Consider the following 18495-nt stretch of genomic DNA (forward strand, 5'->3'; position numbering starts at 1 on the left):
CGGAACGAACTGGGAGAGGCACCATGACGTCGACCATCCTGATCACCGGCGGTACCGGCACCCTCGGGCGGCAGGTCGTCCCGCTGCTGCGCGGCGCCGGCCGCGACCTGCGGGTGCTCAGCCGGGGCAGCCGCGAGCCCGGCGACGGCGTCGCCCACGTCACCGGTGACCTGCTCACGGGCGAGGGGGTCGAGGCGGCGGTGGCGGGCGCCGAGGTCGTCCTGCACCTGGCGGGCGGCGCCAAGGGCGACGACGTGGCCACGCGCACCCTGGCCGAGGCCGCGGCCCGGGCCGGTGTGCGGCACCTGGTGTACATCTCGGTGATCGGCGCCGACCGGGTCCCGCTCGCCTGGTTCCGCGCCAAGCTGGCCGCCGAGCAGGCGGTCGAAGGCTCCGGGGTGCCGTGGACGACACTGCGCGCCGCGCAGTTCCACGACCTCGTGCTGATGACGGTGGAGAAGATGGCCAAGCTCCCGGTGCTGCCCGTCCCCGGCGGCCTGCGCTTCGAGCCCGTCGACGCGGCGGACGTGGCCGGGCGGCTCGCCGGCCTGACGCTGGGGGACCCCGCCGGGCTGGTGCCGGACCTGGCCGGGCCGCGGGTGTACACGCTCGGTGAGCTGGCCGGCAGCTACCTCCGGGCCCGCGGCAGGCGCCGGTTGCGGGTTCCGGTGCGGATCCCGGGGAAGCCGGGGCGCGCCTACCGGGCGGGCGACAACCTGGCCGCCCAGGGCGCCGACACCGGCAGCCGCACCTGGGAGGAGTTCCTGGTCGAGCGCACCGCCGGCGGCAGGTGACGGCGGCCGGCCGTCAGGGCCGCGGGTGGTGGTGCGGCGGGGGAGGCGGCATCGTGTCGGTGCCCGGCGGGGTGTCGGGCCACACCAGCAGGACCGGACAGGGTGCGTGGTCCACGACGAAGCGGCTGTGCGGGCCCAGGCTGTGCGGGCCGAGCCTGCTGCGGTCGCCGTCGCGGGCCAGCACCAGCAGGTCGGCGCCCTCCGCCTCGGCGACCACCTCCCGCTCGATGCGGCCGGTGCGCTGCCGCCGGGTACAGGGCCGGCCCAGGCGCCCGGCGGCGTCCTGCAGCAGCCGCTCACCGAAGCCGACGGCCTCCTGCTCCAGCGAGGTGCCCGGGTCGCGGGCCGGGCGCCCGCCGCGGCCGAGCAGGCCGGCGAAGGCCGCGTGGGCGGCCGCGGGCACCTCCGGATCGGGCACGTGCAGCAGCACGATCTCGGCATCGTCCGGCGCGTGCGCCCGGGCGGTGTCGACACACGAGGGCCAGGTGCCCTCGACGATCCAGGCGACGACGCGCGTCATTCCGGTCTGCCTCCGATCAGCCGCCGATCACGGTGGACGACACCCACAGTGCCAGGACCGCCACGAGCAGGGTGGCAGGCACGGCGAGCAGGCCCAGCCGGGTGAACTCCCCGAGGTCCACGTCGGTTTCGTGCTCGCGGACGATACGCCGCCACAGCAGTGTCGCCAACGACCCGGCGTAGGTGAGATTCGGCCCGATGTTGACGCCGAGCAGCACGGCCAGCACCGCGGCCGAGCCGTTCGGCGCGGTCAGCGGCAGCAGGACCAGCACCGCCGGGAGGTTGTTGATCAGGTTGGCCAGCACGGCGGCCAGGCCCGCGATCGCCAGCAGGTCCGTCAACCCGGTGCCGCCCGGCACCAGATGGCCGAGTCCGGACCCCAGGCCGTTGTCCACCAGGGCCCGCACCACGATGCCCAGCGCCAGCACGAACGCCAGGAACGGGACGGACGCGGCGCGGACCAGCGCGACCGGCGTGGTCCTGCGCCGGATCAGCGCCCGCACGGCCAGCACCGCGGCCCCCGCGAACGCCGCCCAGGCGGGATTGACCCCCATGGTCGAGGCGACGGCGAACCCGGCGAGGGTGCAGCAGACCGTCACCAGGGCGAAGACCGGCGGCCGCGGCGCCGGTCCGGTGTGCTGCTGACGCGCCCCGACGCCCAGATCGGTGGCGAAGAACCGCCGCAGCACCACGTACTCGGTGCCGATCGCCAGCAGCCAGGGCAGCGCCATCAGGCCCGCGAACCGGGTGAACGTCAGCCCCGTGGCGTCCAGCGCCAGCAGGTTCGTCAGATTGGAGACGGGCAGCAGCAGGGACGCGGTGTTCGACAGGTGGGTGCAGGCGTAGACGTGCGGGCGGGGCCGGGCGCCGAGCCGGGCGGCCGTCGCGAACACCACCGGGGTCAGCAGCACGATCGTGGCGTCCAGGCTGAGGACCGCGGTGATCACCGAGGCGACCGCGAACACCTGCACCAGCAGGCGCCGCGGGCTGCCCGCGGCGCCACGCGCCATCCAGGCCCCGCAGGTGCTGAACAGGCCCTCCTCGTCGCACAGTTGGGCCAGCACCAGAACGGCCGCGAGAAAGCCGATGACCGGCCCGAGCTGCTCCGCCTCGGCGCGCGCGTGGGCGGGCGAGATCGCCCCGGTGGCCAGCACCACCACCGCCGCGGGCACCGCCACGACCGCCTCCGGCCAGCCGAACGGCCGCACCACGGCGAAAGCCAGCACCAGGAGCAGCAGGACGGCGGACAGGGCCTCTGCGGCTGTCGCGTTGAGCACGGATCCCCTTCGTCAGCACACGGTCGTCACTTGCCAGTTCCCTGCCCGCTCATGCAACCACCCGCACCGCGCGGCACCGGTACCGGACCTGCCCGCACGCGCCGCGCGGGACCCGGACGGCTGCGCGGCGCCCGTCCCCGCCGTCCCTCACACCCGGTTGGGCGGGACGCGGGTGCTGCCGGCCGGACCCGCGGTGCCGGGTGCCGCCGCCACCGGCGCCGCGAGCGGCCGGGCCAGGGCCACCACGCTCTCGTCCAGGCGCTGCAGATGGCGCAGGACGCGGAAGGTGACCGTCTGGGACGGCACCACCGCCGGACCCGATCCCTCCAGCATGGAGGCGATGCTGGGCCCGGTCTGGACCTCCGCCGGCTTCCCGTCCTGGTCGTCGGCGGCGGCCGTGGCGGCCTGCTTGCCCGGGCCCTTGCCGTCGTGCGTGCCGATGGTCTCGATGAGCACGTCGAGATTGTGCTCCAGCCGCAGGCCGACCGCCGCCAGCCGTGGATCGGCGGCCACGCTGCGGCTGAACGGGACGAGTTCGGCCGTCGCCGCCAGCGACCGCACGTGGTACGCGCAGGTCTCCAGCAGCGCCACCACGTACTGCGCGGTGCGGCGCCGGACCCGCAGCGGGGTGAAGGGGTGGGTGAGGGGCCCGGCCGAGCGGCGCAGGTCGTCCAGCGCGGTGTCCAGGTCGCGGGCCATGTCGACCAGGTCCACCGCGGGCCCGCCGCTGAGCTGCCCGACCGCCGCCGTCGCCACGTCCCGGAGCCTGGCCAGCACGGTCATCAGCTGCTGGTCGGTGCGCAGGCCCGTGCGGACCGGGAGGACCAGCACGGCCGCGATCACCCCGCAGGCGGTGCCCAGCGCCGTCTCCTCGATCCGCAGCACCAGCACCGAGGCGCTGTAGGTGTGCAGCAGCGTGTAGAGCAGGCCCAGCATCGCGGTGACGAAGAACGACATCAGCGCGTAGGAGATCGGCGCGGTGAAGAACATCAGGAAGATCAGCACCAGGACCAGCGCGAACGCCGTCCAGGTGTGCCGGCCGACCAGCCCGGCCAGCAGCACGCCCGCGACCACGCCGCCCATCGTGCCCACCAGCCGCCGGTACCCGCGGACCAGGATCTCGCCCGTGGAGGAGGTGTTGAGGAACACCACCCAGCAGGTCAGCACCGCCCAGTACCAGCGCTGCGTGGACAGGAACTCGCCGCCCGCGATGGCCAGCGCGGAGCCGGCCGCCACCTGCAGCGCCGCACGCGTGGTGCCGCGCCGAAGCCCCGTCGGCTCCTCGGCGACCGCGGCGTCGCCGATCAGCGACGCGTCCTCCGCCTCGATCTCCTCACGGGAGCGCGATGTCTCCGGACTGTCGTCGGAGGTGTCGCCCTCGTCGCCCAGCGCCAGCCGCAGTCCGAGCACGGACCGCGCTGCTTCGCCGATACCGCGGAACGCGTCCTGCACGGCGGTGGACCCGCGCGGCAGGTTCTCGTCGTCGCGGTAGCCCAGCAGCCGGTTGCGCACCTGCGCGACGCCCGCGCCGCGGCCGTCGGTCGCCAGCCGGGTGACCAGCAGCCGCAGCGCGCTCACCTCGGACCGCAGCAGGGCGAACACGTCGTCGTCCGCGCGCCGCACGATCGCCGGGAGGGGAACGTCGGGCAGGTGCAGGGTGAGCGTGTCGGCCCGCTCGTCACTGCGGGCGTTGATCAGCAGGATGCCCAGACGCTCCGCGGCGATCTCGGCCGCGGCGACCCGCCGCTGCAGCAGCTCCGCGGTCCGCTCCTCCTCGATGCCCTCCTCCATGCCGGCCTGGATCATCAGCGCGGTCTCGTGGAGGCGCGCGGTGTCCCGCCGTATGTCGGCGATGGCGTCCTCCCGCTCGTCCGCGTCGGCGTCGAGGAACGCGAGCTGCGAGCCGAAGAGCTGGGCGATACGGGCGCGGAACGCCTGCCGCAGCCGCGCCAGGGACTGCTCCGGGCGCGCCGGCACCAGCAGGAAGCGCAGCAGCGCGCTGGCCGCGAACGCGACGGCGACGGTCAGGCAGAGCTTCCCCAGGGTGGCGGGCGTGGCGTGCACGAACAACGACACGAAGTACACCTGGAAGCTGATCACCCCGAGCGCGGTGCCGCGTTCGCCGAAGCGGCGGGCGTAGGCCGCGCCGAAGATCAGCAGGATGAAGAAGATGTCGCCGACCACGATGTGCGGGTTGAGCAGCGCGCCGAGCGTCACCGACAGCAGCGCCGCCGGCAGGCCCAGCGCCAGGGTGACCGCCTGGTCCCGCACCGCCTTGTCGCGGATCGCGAACGTCGACACCATCGCGGTGATGGCCCCGGCCACCATCTGCGGCACCGGAACGCTCATCAGGGCCAGCGAGAGCAGCGTCAGCCCGATCGCCCCGACCGTCCGCAGCCCGGCCGTCAGCCGCAGCAGCCCCGGATCGGAGGCCGAATACCGGTCCCAGAACGCGGCGATACGCCGCCGTGCCGCGGTCGTGCCTCTCATCGTGCTGCGCGTTCCCTTGCTTCCGGACCCGGAATCAGCATCGCACGGACGTCCGTCCGTCCGGCGAAGGCCCCCGCCTCGGCCATCGGCGCGGCTCAGCGATGCGCCAGCGCGGTGACGCCCAGCTCGAAGAGCCCGTCGAGGAAGAGATCCACCCCGACGGCCGCGAGCAGCAGCCCGATGAGGCGGGCGAGCAGCTCGATGGCGGTGTGGTGGGTCCGCTGCAGCAGGCCGCCGAGGATGAGCACGCACAGCAGGTCGACGGCGATGACCGAGACGTACGCCCCCACCACCGTCGAACGCCAGCTCCACGCGTCCCGCTCGGCCGCCTCGATCAGCACGGCGGTCAGCGCCAGCGGGCTGACCACGTACGGCATGAGCAGCTCCCGGACGCCGCTGGTCAGGTCCGGGGTGTCCGTGTCGCCCTCCATGCCGCCGATGTGCAGGCCGAGCACCAGCCCGACGGCGTAGAGGAAGAAGATGATCCCGCCGGCCAGGGCGAGCGCGGCCGTCGAGATGTGGAACAGCTCCAGCAGCCACGGCGAGGCGAAACCGGCGACGACCCCCACCAGCACGGCCCCGGCCGACGAGATCAGCGCGATGGTCCGCAGCTGGTCACGCGAGTGGTGCTGCGCCAGGCTCGCGAAGGCGAGGAGCACCTTCGGCGGGCCGATCACCGAGAAGAAGGTGATGAACGCGGCGGAATAGGTGAGAGTGATCATACCGGGCATGATGGCCAGTGCCCGGGCCCCTGCCCCGTATTGACCCCGGGCCGCCGCCCCGCGCGCCCCTTCGTCTTCCGGGCTGCCCCCGGACCGCCGTCGCCGTCCTCCGCCCGGTGGGTGGTTGCTCGCGCCGCGGGGCAGCCCGGAAGCCGGGGGCGCGAGCCCGGCCGGGGGCGGCAAGGGACCGCGAGGGGCAGGGCAACCCCGGAAAAAAAGACCTATGCGTGGAAGCCGATGTGGACGTGGTCGTGATGGGTGGGGTCGGAGAAGAACTGGTTCGGGACCGTACCCCCGGACAACTGGACCGGCCCGCCGACGTTGTCGGCCCCCGCCGCGGCCGCCGCCCGCATGAACGCCGTGATCAGGGCCCGCGACGTCGCGGGATCGACGACGGGGTGCCCGTCGATGCGCCACACGTCGAACGCCCGCCCCAGCGGATGATCGCTGGGCCGATCCGTACCGAAGACGTCCAGCGGATGCCCGGACCGCACGACGCTGACGGACATCCGGTACGTACCTGCCAGCCGCAGCATCGCGTCCAGCACCTCCGTGTGCACCAGCCCGCTGCGGACGTCCGCCGCCGCCGCGGGCGGAAGCTGGATCCGCGCGTCGGCCAGCACCTTGCGCTGCGTGGCGTCGAGGGGCCGTGCGGGCCCCGGCCGCGCGGGGTGCAGCGCGGTGACCTCCCAGCCCGCCGATGTGCGTGACAGGCGGACGTCCACCGTGGTGCCGCCGTCGCTGATGGTCGACCCGGTCCTGGTGGTCTGGGAGCACACCACCAGGACGCTCGCCGAGTCGGAGAGGATGCCGCCGTACTGCGCGTCGATCACCCGCACCACCGCCGCGTCGGCGGGCGGGGTGAGCGAGCCCGTCTGCGTCGCCAGCATGGCCGCCCTCGCCGCCGGGATGCCGAGCGCCCGGGCCCGCGCCGCGCGGTCGGCCACACCGCCCTTCCCGGCCGGCCACGTGCCGAACGCCTCGACCAGCCGGACCGCGGCGACCTTGGCGGCGGGCTCGATCTCGCCGGGACCCGGCTGCCAGAGCACCGGGGCCGGCAGTGTCGGGACGGGACTGGCCGCGCCGGGCGGCTGCCCCTCGGGCGAGGTGGGGGCGTTGGTGGAGGACGACGCGGTGCCGCCGCCCGAGCACCTGGAGACCCCTGCGCCCGCGAGCCCTGCGCCGGCGAGCGCCGCCGCGAGCAGGACGGACCTGCGGCGCAGGGCGCCGGATGCACTGTCGTCGGCCGAGGGACGCCGGATCATGAACGGCTCCTGGAACGCGGGGGACTGCGGGCCTCGCCCAGTATCCGACGCCTCCCGCGGGGCCGCCCGCCGGCGGAGGCGGTCCGCCCAGGTACCACCCGCCCCGCGGACCGGCCGTTCCGGGCCGGGACCCGCCCGTCAGTGGGACGGGGCGATGGTGCCGGTGACCTCGCCGAGGCCGATGCGGGCGCCGGCCGGGCCGGGGGCCGAAGCGGTGATGGTCACCTCGTCGCCGTCCTCCAGGAAGGCGCGGGCCGTGCCGTCGCCGAGGTCGAGCGGGTCCTCGCCGTTCCAGGTGAGCTCGATCAGGGCGCCGCGGGTGTCCCGCTCCGGTCCGCTGATGGTGCCGGACGCGAAGAGGTCGCCGGTGCGCAGGCTCGCGCCGTTCACCGTCATGTGCGCCAGCATCTGCGCGTAGGTCCAGTACATGGCCGCGAAGGGGGGCCGGGAGACCAGCCGGCCGTTGAGCCGGACCTCCAGCGTGATGTCCAGGCCGTACGGCTGCGCGGCGCGGTCGTCGAGATAGGGGAGCGGTTCGGTGTCCCGGGCCGGGGGCTCGGTGCGGGCGTGGGCGAGGGCGTCCAGCGGCACCACCCACGGGGAGACCGACGTCGCGAACGACTTGCCGAGGAACGGGCCGAGCGGCACGTACTCCCACGCCTGCAGGTCGCGCGCCGACCAGTCGTTGACCAGGCACACCCCGAACACGTGCCGGTCCGCGTCGTGCAGCGCGACCCGGCTGCCCATCGGGGACGGCGTGCCGACCACGAACCCCAGCTCCGCCTCGATGTCGAGCCGGCGCGAGGGCCCGTAGTCCGGCGCCGGGTCCGCGGGTGCCTTGCGCTGCCCGCACGGCCGGACGACCGGTGTGCCGGACACCACGACCGTGCCCGAGCGGCCGTGGTAGCCGATCGGCAGGTGCTTCCAGTTCGGGGTGAGCGGTTCGGAGCCGGGCCGGAAGATCCGGCCGAGGTTCGACGCGTGGTGCTCGGAGGCGTAGAAGTCGACGTAGTCCGCGACCTCGAACGGCAGATGGAGCCGCACCTCGGCGCGGGGGATCATCGACGGCGCGACGGCCGCCCGGTGCTCCTGCTCGGTGAGCCAGCCGGTGATCGCGGTGCGCGCCTGCCGCCACGCCGGACGGCCGGCGGCCAGCAGCGGGTTGAGCGCCGGGGCCTCCAGGAGCCCGGCGAGCTCGCCCGCCACCCCGGTGGCCCGCGCGGCCGCGCCCACGTCCAGCACGTGGTCGCCGTAGGCGACGCCGAGCCGCCGCGGGCCGCCGGGCGTGCTGAACACGCCGTACGGCAGGTTGTCCGGCCCGAACAGGGAGCCCTCGGGTACGGCGAACGGGTTCACGGCGCTCACTGGATCTCCTTCGGTCGCCGGGGATCAGCGGAAACGCCCCGAGGGTACCGCCGGGACCGGTACGGAACGGGTTTGGAGGAGCCGGGCGTACAAACGTAGGGTTCGCCCAAGGTACGGGGGAGCAACGGAGAGAGCAGCAGCGGGATGACGGCGACCACACAGAACGTGCACGAGCTCGGGCCGGAGGAGCACCCCTTCACGGGTCTGACCGGGATCGGCGACGCGGACGTGCCCGGGATCGACCCGGCCCGGATGGAGATCTGCCTGTCCGTCCTGGCCGAACTCGACGACCTGCCGGTCGACCACCCCGACGCCATCGCCGTTCGGCGCGCCACGGCGGGCATCTACCGGATGGTGAAGCAGCGCCGCCGCCAGGAGCGCCGCGCCGCCAAGACCGCGCACGACAGGACGGTGACCGAGGCCACGGCGACCGGCGCCGCCGACCGCATCGACGACGAGACCCGCGGCCTGCAGCTCACCACCTCGGTGACCACGCAGATCGCCGGCATCCTGCAGCGCCCGCGGTCCTGCTACATCTGCAAGAGCCGCTACGTCGAGGTGGACGCCTTCTACCACCAGCTCTGCCAGCCGTGCGCCCAGGAGAACCGCGCCCGCCGCGACGCGCGCACCGACCTGAGCGGCCGCCACGCCCTGCTCACCGGCGGGCGCGCCAAGATCGGCATGTACATAGCCCTGCGGCTGCTGCGTGACGGCGCCCACACCACGATCACCACGCGCTTCCCGAACGACGCGGTCCGCCGCTTCAAGGCCATGCCGGACAGCGCCGACTGGATCCACCGCCTCAAGGTGGTCGGCATAGACCTGCGCGACCCCGCCCAGGTGGTCGCGCTCGCCGACTCCGTGGCCGCCGAAGGACCGCTGGACATCCTGATCAACAACGCGGCCCAGACGGTGCGCCGTTCGCCGCAGGCCTACAGCGAGCTGGTGGCCGCCGAGTCCGCGCCGCTGCCGGCCGGGGCCCTCCCCGCCCGCGAGATCTTCGGCGCCTTCGGCTCGGGCGCCCCCGCGGCCCCCGCGCTGCCCGCGCCGCGCCGCCACGGTCTCACCGCGCAGGACGTCACCGAGCTGGCCCTGGTGACCGGCTCGGCGACCATCGCCCGGATCGAGGCGGGCACCGCCATCGACGCGGGCGGCCTGGTACCCGACCTCGACGCCACCAACACCTGGGTGCAGACCGTCAGCGAGGTCGACCCGGTCGAGCTGCTCGAAGTGCAGCTGTGCAACGTGACCGCGCCGTTCGTACTGGTGAGCCGGCTGCGCCCGTCGATGGCCGCGTCCCCGGCGCGGCGCAAGTACGTGGTCAACGTCTCGGCCATGGAAGGTCAGTTCAGCCGGGGCTACAAGGGCGCGGGGCACCCGCACACGAACATGGCCAAGGCCGCGCTGAACATGCTGACCCGCACCAGCGCCCAGGAGATGCTGGAGACCGACGGCATCCTGATGACGGCCGTGGACACCGGCTGGATCACCGACGAGCGCCCGCACCCGGACAAGGTCCGGCTGGCCGCCGAGGGCTTCCACGCGCCGCTGGACCTCGTCGACGGCGCGGCGCGGGTCTACGACCCGATCGTGCGCGGCGAGCTCGGCGAGGACCTCTACGGCTGCTTCCTGAAGGACTACGCGCCCTCCGCCTGGTGACCGCCCGGGCTTCCGCCTGGTGACCGCCCGCCCCGCGGCCTGGTGACGCGCCGGCCCGCGGGACCTCAGGGTTGTGCGGGCGGCGCGGTGCTGTCGCGGACCACCAGCTCTCCGGCCACCTCCACCCGCGTCGTCTCCGGCCGCTGCCCGCCGAGGAGGCGCAGCACCATCCGGGCGGCGACCGCGGCCATCTCGGGCAGCGGGGTGCTGACCGTGGTGAGCCGCGGCGTCACCCAGTCGGCGAAGGGCAGGTCGTCGAAGCCGACCACGCTCACGTCCTGCGGCACCCGCAGGCCCAGGGCGGCGGCGGCCCGGTAGGTGCTGAGCGCCTGCTGGTCGCTGCCGGCGAAGATCGCGGTGGGCCGTTCGGGGAGCCGCAGCAGCTCCAGGGCGTGGTGGTAGGCGGGCTCGTGCCGGAAGTCGCCGTAGCGGACCAGTTCCCGGTCGAACGGCAGACCGCCCTCCTCCAGCGCCGAGCGGTAGCCGTCGACGCGGGCCCGGGAGGACAGCCGGTCCGGCGGCCCGCCGATCACCGCGATCCTGCGGTGGCCGAGCCGGATCAGATGGCGGGTGGCGGCCAGCCCGCCGGGCCAGTTGGTGGCTCCGACCCACGGCACCCCGGACGGCGGCTCCTCCACCGGCGCGATGAGCGCGTAGGGCACCCCGAGCCGGCGCAGTTCCGCGTGGTCGGACTCGCGGAGTTCGGGGACGACCAGGATCGCCCCGCGGGTCCTGCGGGTGGCCAGCGAGTCCAGCCAGCGCCCGGCCGACGGACCGCCGCGCTCGCGCGCCGCCGAGACCACGATGCCCATGCCGACGGCGTGCAGCGCCTCCTCCGCCCCGCGGATGAGCTCCACCGCCCACGGACCCTCCAGGTCCTTGATGACGAAGTCCAGCAGACCGCCCGGGGCGAGCGCGGTGGCGCCCGGCCGGGAGCGGGCGAGGTACCCGTGCTGCTCCAGCAGCCGCTGCACCTTCGCCCGGGTGCGGGAGGCCACGTCGGAGCGGTCGTGCAGCACCTTGGAGACGGTGGAGACCGACACCCCCGCCTGTCGGGCGATGTCGGCCAGCGTCCTGCCCGCTTCCGTCCCCGGTCCCCGCTCCATGCCTCTGCCCTCGCCTGCCGCGGAGCCCGCGCACCGCTGGTCCCCTGGTCCTGAGAGTATGGCGAACCCTCCGCGCGGGGGCGGCGGGCCGGCGCCGGGAGGACGGACACCGGTGTCCCCGCGCACCGTCGGCCCCTAGAGTCTCCCCGTCGGGGGGGAGCGGTGAGGTGACCGGGGGACGGGCGGACGGACGGGAACCGGCGGAACCGGCGGAACTCGCCGCGCTGGTCCGCCGTGCCCAGCGGGGGGACGCCCTGGCCACGGACGAACTGCTCGGCGTCCTGGCACCCTTCGTCGGGCGGATCTGCGGCCCGGTGGCCCTCCAGGACGCTGCGGACGCCGCGCACACTCCCTGTGTGACGGGAGTCACGCGGACGGTCACCGGCGGACGGTCACCGCGTCGTTCCCGCGCCGCAGGACAGGTGGGGCGGAGCGCCGCACGGTAACTTTGTGTCATGGAGGCGATGGGCTCTCCAGGGCGGTCCCGGATGTCGCGGGCGCTGCGGTCCCCGTGGGGGCGGCTCGCTGCACCGCTCGCCGTCGTCGCCGTCCTGCTGAGCGCGGACCTGGCCGGCGGGACCGCGATCCGGATCGGCGGCCTGATGATCGCGGTGCCCGCGCTGTGCGCGGTGTTCCTCGGGCCCGGCCAGATACTGGTCATCACGGTCGTGACCATGGTCTGCGTGGTGCTGGCGGCGCAGAACAACCACCAGTTCGACACGACGAACTTCCCGGTCGTGATGGCCACCGTCGTGCTGATCGGCGTGGGCGCCGTCGCCGGGTCCGCGCTGCGGGTCAGACGTGAGCGCCAGCTCGCCCAGGTCCGCTGGGTGGCCACCGCCGCCCAGCAGCTGCTGCTGCGCCCGCTGCCCGGCCGGCTCGGCCCGCTCACCCTGGCCTCGCTCTACATGGCGGCCGAGGAGGAGGCGGCCATCGGCGGCGACCTGTACGCGGCGACCGTGCTCGACAACGGCGACGCCCGGCTGATGGTCGGCGACGTCCAGGGCAAGGGCATGGCCGCCGTCGAGGTGGCGAACTTCCTGCTGGCCGGCTTCCGGCGGGCCGCCCGCCGCAGCGTCGACCTGCCGGACCTGCCCTGCTACCTGGACAAACGGCTGCGCGAGGACCTCGCCGACGCCGCGGAGAGCGCGCTGCCCGCTCCCGACGGGGTGCGGACCGCGCCACGCAGCGGGCCGCGCACGCTGGAGGGATTCGTCACCGCCGTGCTGGTCGACGTGGCCGCCGGGTGCACGCGGCTGCGGATCGCCAACTGCGGGCATCCGCCGCCGCTGCTGGTGCGCGACAGCACCGTGCGGCGACTGATGCCGGAGGTCCCCGCGCTCCCGCTCGGGCTCGGCGACATCGGCGAGGAGCGGCACGACGTGGACACCTATCCGATGGAGCCCGGCGACATCCTGCTGCTCTACACCGACGGCGTCACCGAGACCCGCGACGAGGGCGGTGTCTTCTACCCGCTCGCCGACCGGCTCTGCTCCTGGTCCGCCGACACCCCCGACGTGCTGCTGCGGCACCTGCACGACGACCTGCTCGCGTACGCGGCGGAGCAGCTGACCGACGACGTGGCGATGGTCGCGATCCAGCGCGCCGCCTGACCGCCGGCGGGCGACCGCGCGAGTCGGCGGCCGCACCCGTCAGGGGACGACGACCACCGGCCAGCGGCCGGCCTTGACCAGGCGGGTGCCGGTGGCGCCCCACAGGCGGTGACCCAGGGTGTGCGAGGCGCCCACCACGACCGTGTCGGCACGCCGCTCCTCGGCGACCTGCGCTATGCCGGCCACCGGGTCGCCGACCGGCAGGACCTCGTACTCCCAGCGCAGCGTCCGCGCCTCGGCCATGCAGCCCAGGCCCGCCGCCACCCGGCGCCGCAGCTCGCCCGCCGCCGACAGGTCAGTGCCGGCGAGCATCCAGGCGGCGCCGGCCAGCATGGCGACCGGGTGGGCGGGGAGCACGTGGACCAGGACGAGCAGCGCGTCCTGGCGGCGGGCCAGGCCCACGGCGTAGGCGACCGCGCGCCAGGAGGTGTCGGAACCGTCGAGTCCGGCGACGACGACCCGCGAGCCGTCGCCTCTGTGTGACAGGCTCACCTGCTGCCTACGGCTGCACGGCGTCGGACCCGGTGGCGCTGCCCGCCGTGGCCTCCTCCTTGTCGGCGAAGGCCGCGGCGGTGGTGCGCAGCGGGACCTCCTTGATCATCAGCGCGAGGACGAACGCCAGGACCAGGACGCCCGCGCCGACCAGGAAGGCCACGTTGATCGCGTCGGTGAAGCCGGTCTTGAACGGGTGGGCGAGCGCCGGGTCGAGCCGCTTGAGGAACGACGTGTCGTTGAGCGAGCCGGAGTTGCCGCCCGACGCCGCCGAGAGGATCTTCACCTGGTCCGGGTGCGCCTGCGCGGCCTGCTGGAACGCGGCGGTGCCGCGGGCCTCGGCGAAGGCCGAGCCGATCTTGCCGCCCACCACGGAGTAGACGATCGACAGGAAGACCGCGACGCCGAGCGTGCCGCCCATCTGGCGGAAGAAGGTCGCCGACGAGGTCGCCACGCCGATGTCCCGCGGCGGCACGGCGTTCTGCATCGCCAGCACCAGGGTCTGCATGTTCAGGCCCAGACCGGCGCCGACCACGAACATGGCCAGGTCGATGTAGAACAGGCTGCTGTCGGCGGACAGCTGCCACAGCATCAGCATGCCCGCGACCAGCAGCAGACAGCCGATCACCGGGAAGATCTTGTAGCGGCCGGTCTTCGAGGTGACCTGGCCGGACACCATCGAGAAGACCATGATCCCCAGCATCAGCGGCAGGGTCAGCAGACCCGCCTTGGTGGGCGAGTTGCCCTTGACGAGCTGCAGGTACAGCGGGATCAGCGTGATGCCGCCGAACATGCCGATACCGATGATCGCCGACTGCGCCGAGCCGACCGAGAACACGCCGTTGCGGAACAGCCGCATGGGCAGCAGAGCCTCGTCGCCCGCCTTGCGCTCGAAGACGAGGAAGAGGACGGTGCCGACGACGCCGATGCCGTAGCAGAGGAGCGAGGTCACGCTGCCCCAGCCCCACTCGCGGCCCTGCTCGGCCACGATCAGCAGCGGCACCAGCGCGATCATCAGCGCGACCGCGCCGGGGTAGTCGATGCGGTGCGGGCGGCGCTCCTGGTGGACGTGCAGCACCTTGGCCACCACGGCCATCGCAACGATGCCGATCGGCACGTTGATCAGGAAGATCCAGCGCCAGCCGTCGATGCCCAGGAGCTGGTCCTGGCCGGCCAGCGCACCGCCGATCACCGGCCCGAGCACGCTGGAGGTGGCGAACGTGGCCATGAAGTACCCCTGGTACCTGGCCCGTTCACGCGGCGGGATGATGTCGCCGATGATCGCCAGCGCCAGCGAGAACAGACCGCCCGCGCCGATGCCCTGGAACGCCCGGAAGGCGGCCAGCATGTACATCGAGGTGGAGAGCATGCACAGCGCCGAGCCGACGATGAACACCGCGATGGCGAAGAGGAAGAAGGGCTTGCGGCCGTACTGGTCGGACAGCTTGCCGTAGAGCGGGGTGGCGATGGTCGAGGTGATCAGGAAGGCCGTGGTCACCCACGCCTGCGCGGTGAGCCCGTTGAGGCTCTCACCTATGCGGTAGATCGCCGTCGAGACCACGGTCTGGTCGAGCGCCGCCAGGAACATGCCCAGCAGCAGTCCCGAGAGGATCACCATGATCTGGCGATGCGAATAACCCGTCGGTGGTGCCTTGTCGATGCCGGCCGGCGCGGCGTCTGCTGCAGCTGTCATGGAGCCGTGTCCTCCTGGTGCCCGGATGCGTCAGGCCCTCGCGGCCCTGCGCGGCCCGGGGCTTCTTACTTGCCCAGGGCAACGTCCAGGCCAAGATTACGCCAGGTAGGCAGAGCCGGACTCAAGTGCGCCTGGTGGGGGTCGCGATCGAGCCGTGCCGCGGACGTCCGGGCCGAGGAAAGGGACGACCCTGGGCTCCCCGAGGCGCCCGGGACGCGCGGACGAGCCCGCTTCCGACGTTGAAACATCGGATCTCCCTTCCTGTGGCCTTTCTTGCTGTTCGCTCCGAAAGGCAGACCAAAGGGCCACTTCCCGCGTCAACACTGCTCAACTGCCGCGCCATCCTGTGTGATCCTGTGTGATCGGCCGGGCATGTGCACAAGTCTTGACACCCTCGAACAGCCCCAGGAGCATCAGACATCGGATCTGTTGCTGTGCTGTGGCCATTTCTTGGTGGCCGTACCGCGCCCACGAACGGAGTTCCGCATGCCCGTGCCCGGAGCGACCCCGCCGTACCGGCCGTCCGACCGCGACACCCCCGGCAGCCACCCGGGCGGCGCCCACCAGGGGGAGGCAGCCGCCGACCGCGCCGGGCTCACGCGCCGGGCCGCGCTGCGCGGCGCCGGTTCGCTGGGCGCCCTGCTCGCGCTGTCCGCCCTGCCCGAGTTCACCGCGTCGGCCGCCGCCGCACCCGGCCCGGACCAACGCCCGCACGCGGCCCACCTGGTGCCCCAGGACCAGGCCGTCACCCTCTGGTACGGCACACCCGGCACCGAGCAGCTCATCATCGAGCAGGGCCTCCCGCTCGGCAACGGCCGGCTCGGCGCGCTGACCACCGGGGACCCCGCGCGGGACGCCTTCTACCTCACCGACGTCACCCTGTGGACCGGCGGCGCCAACGCCGTCCTCGGTTCGGACGGCCAGTTCCCGTACGACTCCACGGGGTTCGGCACCTTCGGGCTGCTGGCGAAGGCCTACCTCGACCTGCCCGCGCACACCGCGGACGCCGTCAGCGGCTACCGCCGGACGCTCGACCTCAGCAACGGCCTGGTGACGACCAGCTACCGGGTCGGCGGCGTCACCTACCACCGCGAGACGTACGCCAGCCACCCCGACGACGTGGTGGTCGTCCGGCTCACCCAGAGCGGCGGCGGCGCCTACACGGGATCGCTGTCGCTGAACGGCACCCGCGGCGAGACGTCCGCCGCCGAACCGGACGGCCGGGCCACCGCGTTCACGGCGACGCTCGCCAACGGCCTGCGCTACGCGGCCGTGGCGCGGGCCGTCGGCCGCGGCGGCGATGTCACGGTCTCCGGCGACACGGTGACCTTCACCGGCTGCCGCGAGGTGGTCCTCGTCCTCAGCGGCGGGACCAGCTACGCGCCGGACGCCGCGACGGGCTTCATGAACCCGGCCGCCGACCCGCTGGCCCTGTCCCGCGGCAAGGCCGCGGCGGCCGCCGGCGTGGCCGGTGCCGCCCTGCTGGCCACCCATGTCGCCGACTACCAGCGGCTGCAGCGGACCATGACCGTGGACCTCGGCACCTCCACCGACGCCCAGCGGGCCATGGACACCGCGGCCCGGCTCACCGCCCGTGCCACCCCCGGCGCGGCTGCCGACCCCGAACTCGAGGCTTCGTACCTGCAGTTCGGCCGGTACCTGCTGATCTGCGGATCACGCGGCAGTCTCCCGCTGAACCTCCAGGGCCTGTGGCTCGACCGCGACGACCCGGCGTGGATGGCGGACTACCACACCGACATCAACATCCAGATGAACTACTGGCTGCCCGACCGGGCCGGACTGCCGGACTGCTTCGACGCGTTCACCGACTACTGCCTGAGCCAGCTCCCGTCCTGGCAGGACGCGACGACCCGGCTGTTCCAGGACCCCCGCAACGGCTTCCGCAACACCTCGGGGACGGTGGCCGGCTGGACGGTCGCCATCTCCACCAACCCCTACGGCGGCAACGGCTGGTGGTGGCACCCGGCGGGCGGCGCGTGGCTGTCGAACGCGCTCTACGACCACTACGCCTACACCCAGGACGCCGCCCATCTCGCCAGGATCTACCCGCTGCTGAAGGGCGCCTGCCAGTTCTGGGAGGCGCGGCTGGTGACCACCACGGTCACCGACCCGGACACCGGCGCGACCCGGCAGGTCCTCGTCGACGACCACGACTGGTCGCCGGAGCAGGGACCCACCGACGCCATCGGCATCACCTACGCCCAGGAACTCGTCTGGCAGCTCTTCCGCAACTACCGGGAGGCGGCCGCCGTGCTGGGCCGGGACGCCGGATACGCCGGGGTGATCGGCGGCCTGCAGGACCGGCTCTACCTGCCGCGGGTCAGCGCCACGACCGGCTGGCTGGAGGAGTGGATGACCGACGCCAACCTCGGCGACACCACTCACCGCCATCTGTCGCCGCTGGCCGGCCTCTTCCCCGGCGACCGGATCAACCTCCAGGACTCGCCGCCGTCCCTGATCGCGGGCGCCACCGCGCTGCTGACCGCGCGCGGCATGATCAGCTACGGCTGGGGGAGTGCCTGGCGGGCGCTGTGCTGGGCACGCCTGAAGAACGCGGACAAGGCCTACCAGCTCGTGCTCGCGGTCCTGAAGCCGTCGGTCTCCCACAGCAACGGCACCGGGATCAACATGTTCGACATGTACCAGCTCGGCAGCGACAGTTCGACGTTCCAGATCGACGCCAACTTCGGCACGCCGTCGGCGATGGTGGAGATGCTGGTGCAGTCGCGGCCGGGCCGGATCGAGCTGCTGCCCGCGCTGCCGTCCGCCTGGGCGGCCTCGGGCAGCGTCACCGGCGTCGGCGCGCGCGGCGGGTTCAGCGTGGACCTGGCGTGGACCACCGGCCGGGTCACCCGGGTGACGGTGCGCGGCCGGGCCGGGACCACCACGACCGTGGTCGCCGGGGCGTGGAGCCGCGCGGTGACCGTCCCGGCCGGCGGATCGGTGACGTTCCACCCCGGTCGCGGCTGACCCGCCGCTTCCGGGCCGCTCCCGGCGGCCCTGCCCCGCCTGTCCTGCCCGTCCCTCCCGGCCGGGGCGTGGCGGGGCAGGGCTGTCACCACCCGGTCGTAGCATGCGGCCATGGCCGATCCGGAGTTCCCCGACGCCCTCGTCGAGCTGCAACGACGAAGCGACCAGGCATGGGCGGACGTCGAGGCGCACCGCCGCGACGTGGACGGCCGCCGCCATCGCGACGCGCAGTCCGAGGGCGCCGGGCCCGACCCGGCGCGGCCGTGGGCCGGGCCCGCCCTGCCGCCGTGGACGGAGACCGAGGACGCCCGGTACGAGGAGCTGATGGCCGCCGCCCGCACGGCGGGCGAGGAACTGCACCGTGCCCTGGCCGACTCGGGTCTCGGCGGCGGCGCCGAGGTGGTGCGGGGACTGCGCAAGGCGGCGGGACCCGAAGAGCCGGGCCCGCGCGAGTAGACAGCGCGGACCCGGCTCTCCGGGACGACCGACCAGGCGGGTTGCCCGGCGGG

Annotated in this window: 14 protein-coding genes; 5 read left to right on the forward strand and 9 right to left on the reverse strand. The window is 73.9% G+C overall.

Annotation, left to right across the window (positions count from 1 at the left end; translation table 11 throughout):
• Positions 1-23: 23 nt before the first annotated feature.
• Entirely contained in the window at positions 24-794 is a 771-nt protein-coding gene (locus K7862_RS13370; RefSeq protein ID WP_222962747.1) for an SDR family oxidoreductase, read from the forward strand.
• A 13-nt stretch (positions 795-807) separates the two neighbouring features.
• Here the strand turns inward: K7862_RS13370 and K7862_RS13375 are convergent, their stop codons facing one another.
• The 6 genes from K7862_RS13375 to fahA form a co-directional block, all read right to left on the reverse strand.
• Positions 808-1314, reverse strand: coding sequence for a universal stress protein (locus tag K7862_RS13375; protein ID WP_222962748.1), 507 nt, complete (start codon positions 1312-1314; stop codon positions 808-810).
• A 16-nt stretch (positions 1315-1330) separates the two neighbouring features.
• On the reverse strand, positions 1331-2590 hold the full coding sequence (locus K7862_RS13380; protein ID WP_222962749.1) for an SLC13 family permease: 1260 nt from the start codon (positions 2588-2590) through the stop codon (positions 1331-1333).
• Positions 2591-2737: 147 nt separating this feature from the next.
• Positions 2738-5080: an FUSC family protein gene (locus K7862_RS13385; RefSeq protein ID WP_222962750.1), complete on the reverse strand. Its 2343-nt coding sequence runs from the start codon at positions 5078-5080 to the stop codon at positions 2738-2740.
• A gap of 95 nt (positions 5081-5175) precedes the next feature.
• Complete coding sequence (locus tag K7862_RS13390; RefSeq protein WP_222962751.1) at positions 5176-5802, reverse strand: MarC family protein; 627 nt, start codon at positions 5800-5802, stop codon at positions 5176-5178.
• 221 nt (positions 5803-6023) lie between these two features.
• Positions 6024-7067 carry a hypothetical protein gene (locus K7862_RS13395; RefSeq protein ID WP_262413059.1) on the reverse strand — a complete coding sequence of 348 codons (1044 nt, stop codon included), beginning with the start codon at positions 7065-7067 and terminating at the stop codon, positions 6024-6026.
• A 138-nt stretch (positions 7068-7205) separates the two neighbouring features.
• Positions 7206-8432: a fumarylacetoacetase gene (gene fahA, locus K7862_RS13400; RefSeq protein WP_308011966.1), complete on the reverse strand. Its 1227-nt coding sequence runs from the start codon at positions 8430-8432 to the stop codon at positions 7206-7208.
• Between the two features lie 144 nt (positions 8433-8576).
• Between fahA and K7862_RS13405 the strand changes: the two genes are divergently transcribed.
• Positions 8577-10091 carry an SDR family NAD(P)-dependent oxidoreductase gene (locus K7862_RS13405; RefSeq protein WP_222962752.1) on the forward strand — a complete coding sequence of 505 codons (1515 nt, stop codon included), beginning with the start codon at positions 8577-8579 and terminating at the stop codon, positions 10089-10091.
• Between the two features lie 65 nt (positions 10092-10156).
• Here K7862_RS13405 and K7862_RS13410 read toward each other — a convergent pair whose 3' ends face one another.
• Positions 10157-11197, reverse strand: a complete 1041-nt coding sequence (locus K7862_RS13410) for a LacI family DNA-binding transcriptional regulator (protein WP_222962753.1) — start codon at positions 11195-11197, stop codon at positions 10157-10159.
• A gap of 455 nt (positions 11198-11652) precedes the next feature.
• On the opposite strand from K7862_RS13410, the gene K7862_RS13415 reads away from it, so the two are divergent.
• On the forward strand, positions 11653-12810 hold the full coding sequence (locus K7862_RS13415; protein ID WP_222962754.1) for a PP2C family protein-serine/threonine phosphatase: 1158 nt from the start codon (positions 11653-11655) through the stop codon (positions 12808-12810).
• Positions 12811-12849: 39 nt separating this feature from the next.
• Here the strand turns inward: K7862_RS13415 and K7862_RS13420 are convergent, their stop codons facing one another.
• Together K7862_RS13420 and K7862_RS13425 are read right to left on the reverse strand one after the other, a co-directional pair.
• Positions 12850-13302: a universal stress protein gene (locus K7862_RS13420; protein ID WP_222962755.1), complete on the reverse strand. Its 453-nt coding sequence runs from the start codon at positions 13300-13302 to the stop codon at positions 12850-12852.
• A gap of 7 nt (positions 13303-13309) precedes the next feature.
• Positions 13310-14995: an MDR family MFS transporter gene (locus K7862_RS13425; protein ID WP_262413060.1), complete on the reverse strand. Its 1686-nt coding sequence runs from the start codon at positions 14993-14995 to the stop codon at positions 13310-13312.
• 486 nt (positions 14996-15481) lie between these two features.
• Between K7862_RS13425 and K7862_RS13430 the strand changes: the two genes are divergently transcribed.
• Together K7862_RS13430 and K7862_RS13435 are read left to right on the forward strand one after the other, a co-directional pair.
• Complete coding sequence (locus K7862_RS13430) at positions 15482-17986, forward strand: glycoside hydrolase family 95 protein (protein ID WP_222962756.1); 2505 nt, start codon at positions 15482-15484, stop codon at positions 17984-17986.
• A gap of 111 nt (positions 17987-18097) precedes the next feature.
• The gene (locus K7862_RS13435; RefSeq protein WP_222962757.1) at positions 18098-18442 is read left to right on the forward strand and encodes a hypothetical protein; all 345 of its coding nucleotides are present in this window, start codon (positions 18098-18100) and stop codon (positions 18440-18442) included.
• The last annotated feature ends 53 nt before the right edge of the window (positions 18443-18495 follow it).

The sequence above is a fragment of the Actinacidiphila acidipaludis genome (assembly GCF_019890725.1).
Taxonomy (GTDB): domain Bacteria; phylum Actinomycetota; class Actinomycetes; order Streptomycetales; family Streptomycetaceae; genus Actinacidiphila; species Actinacidiphila acidipaludis.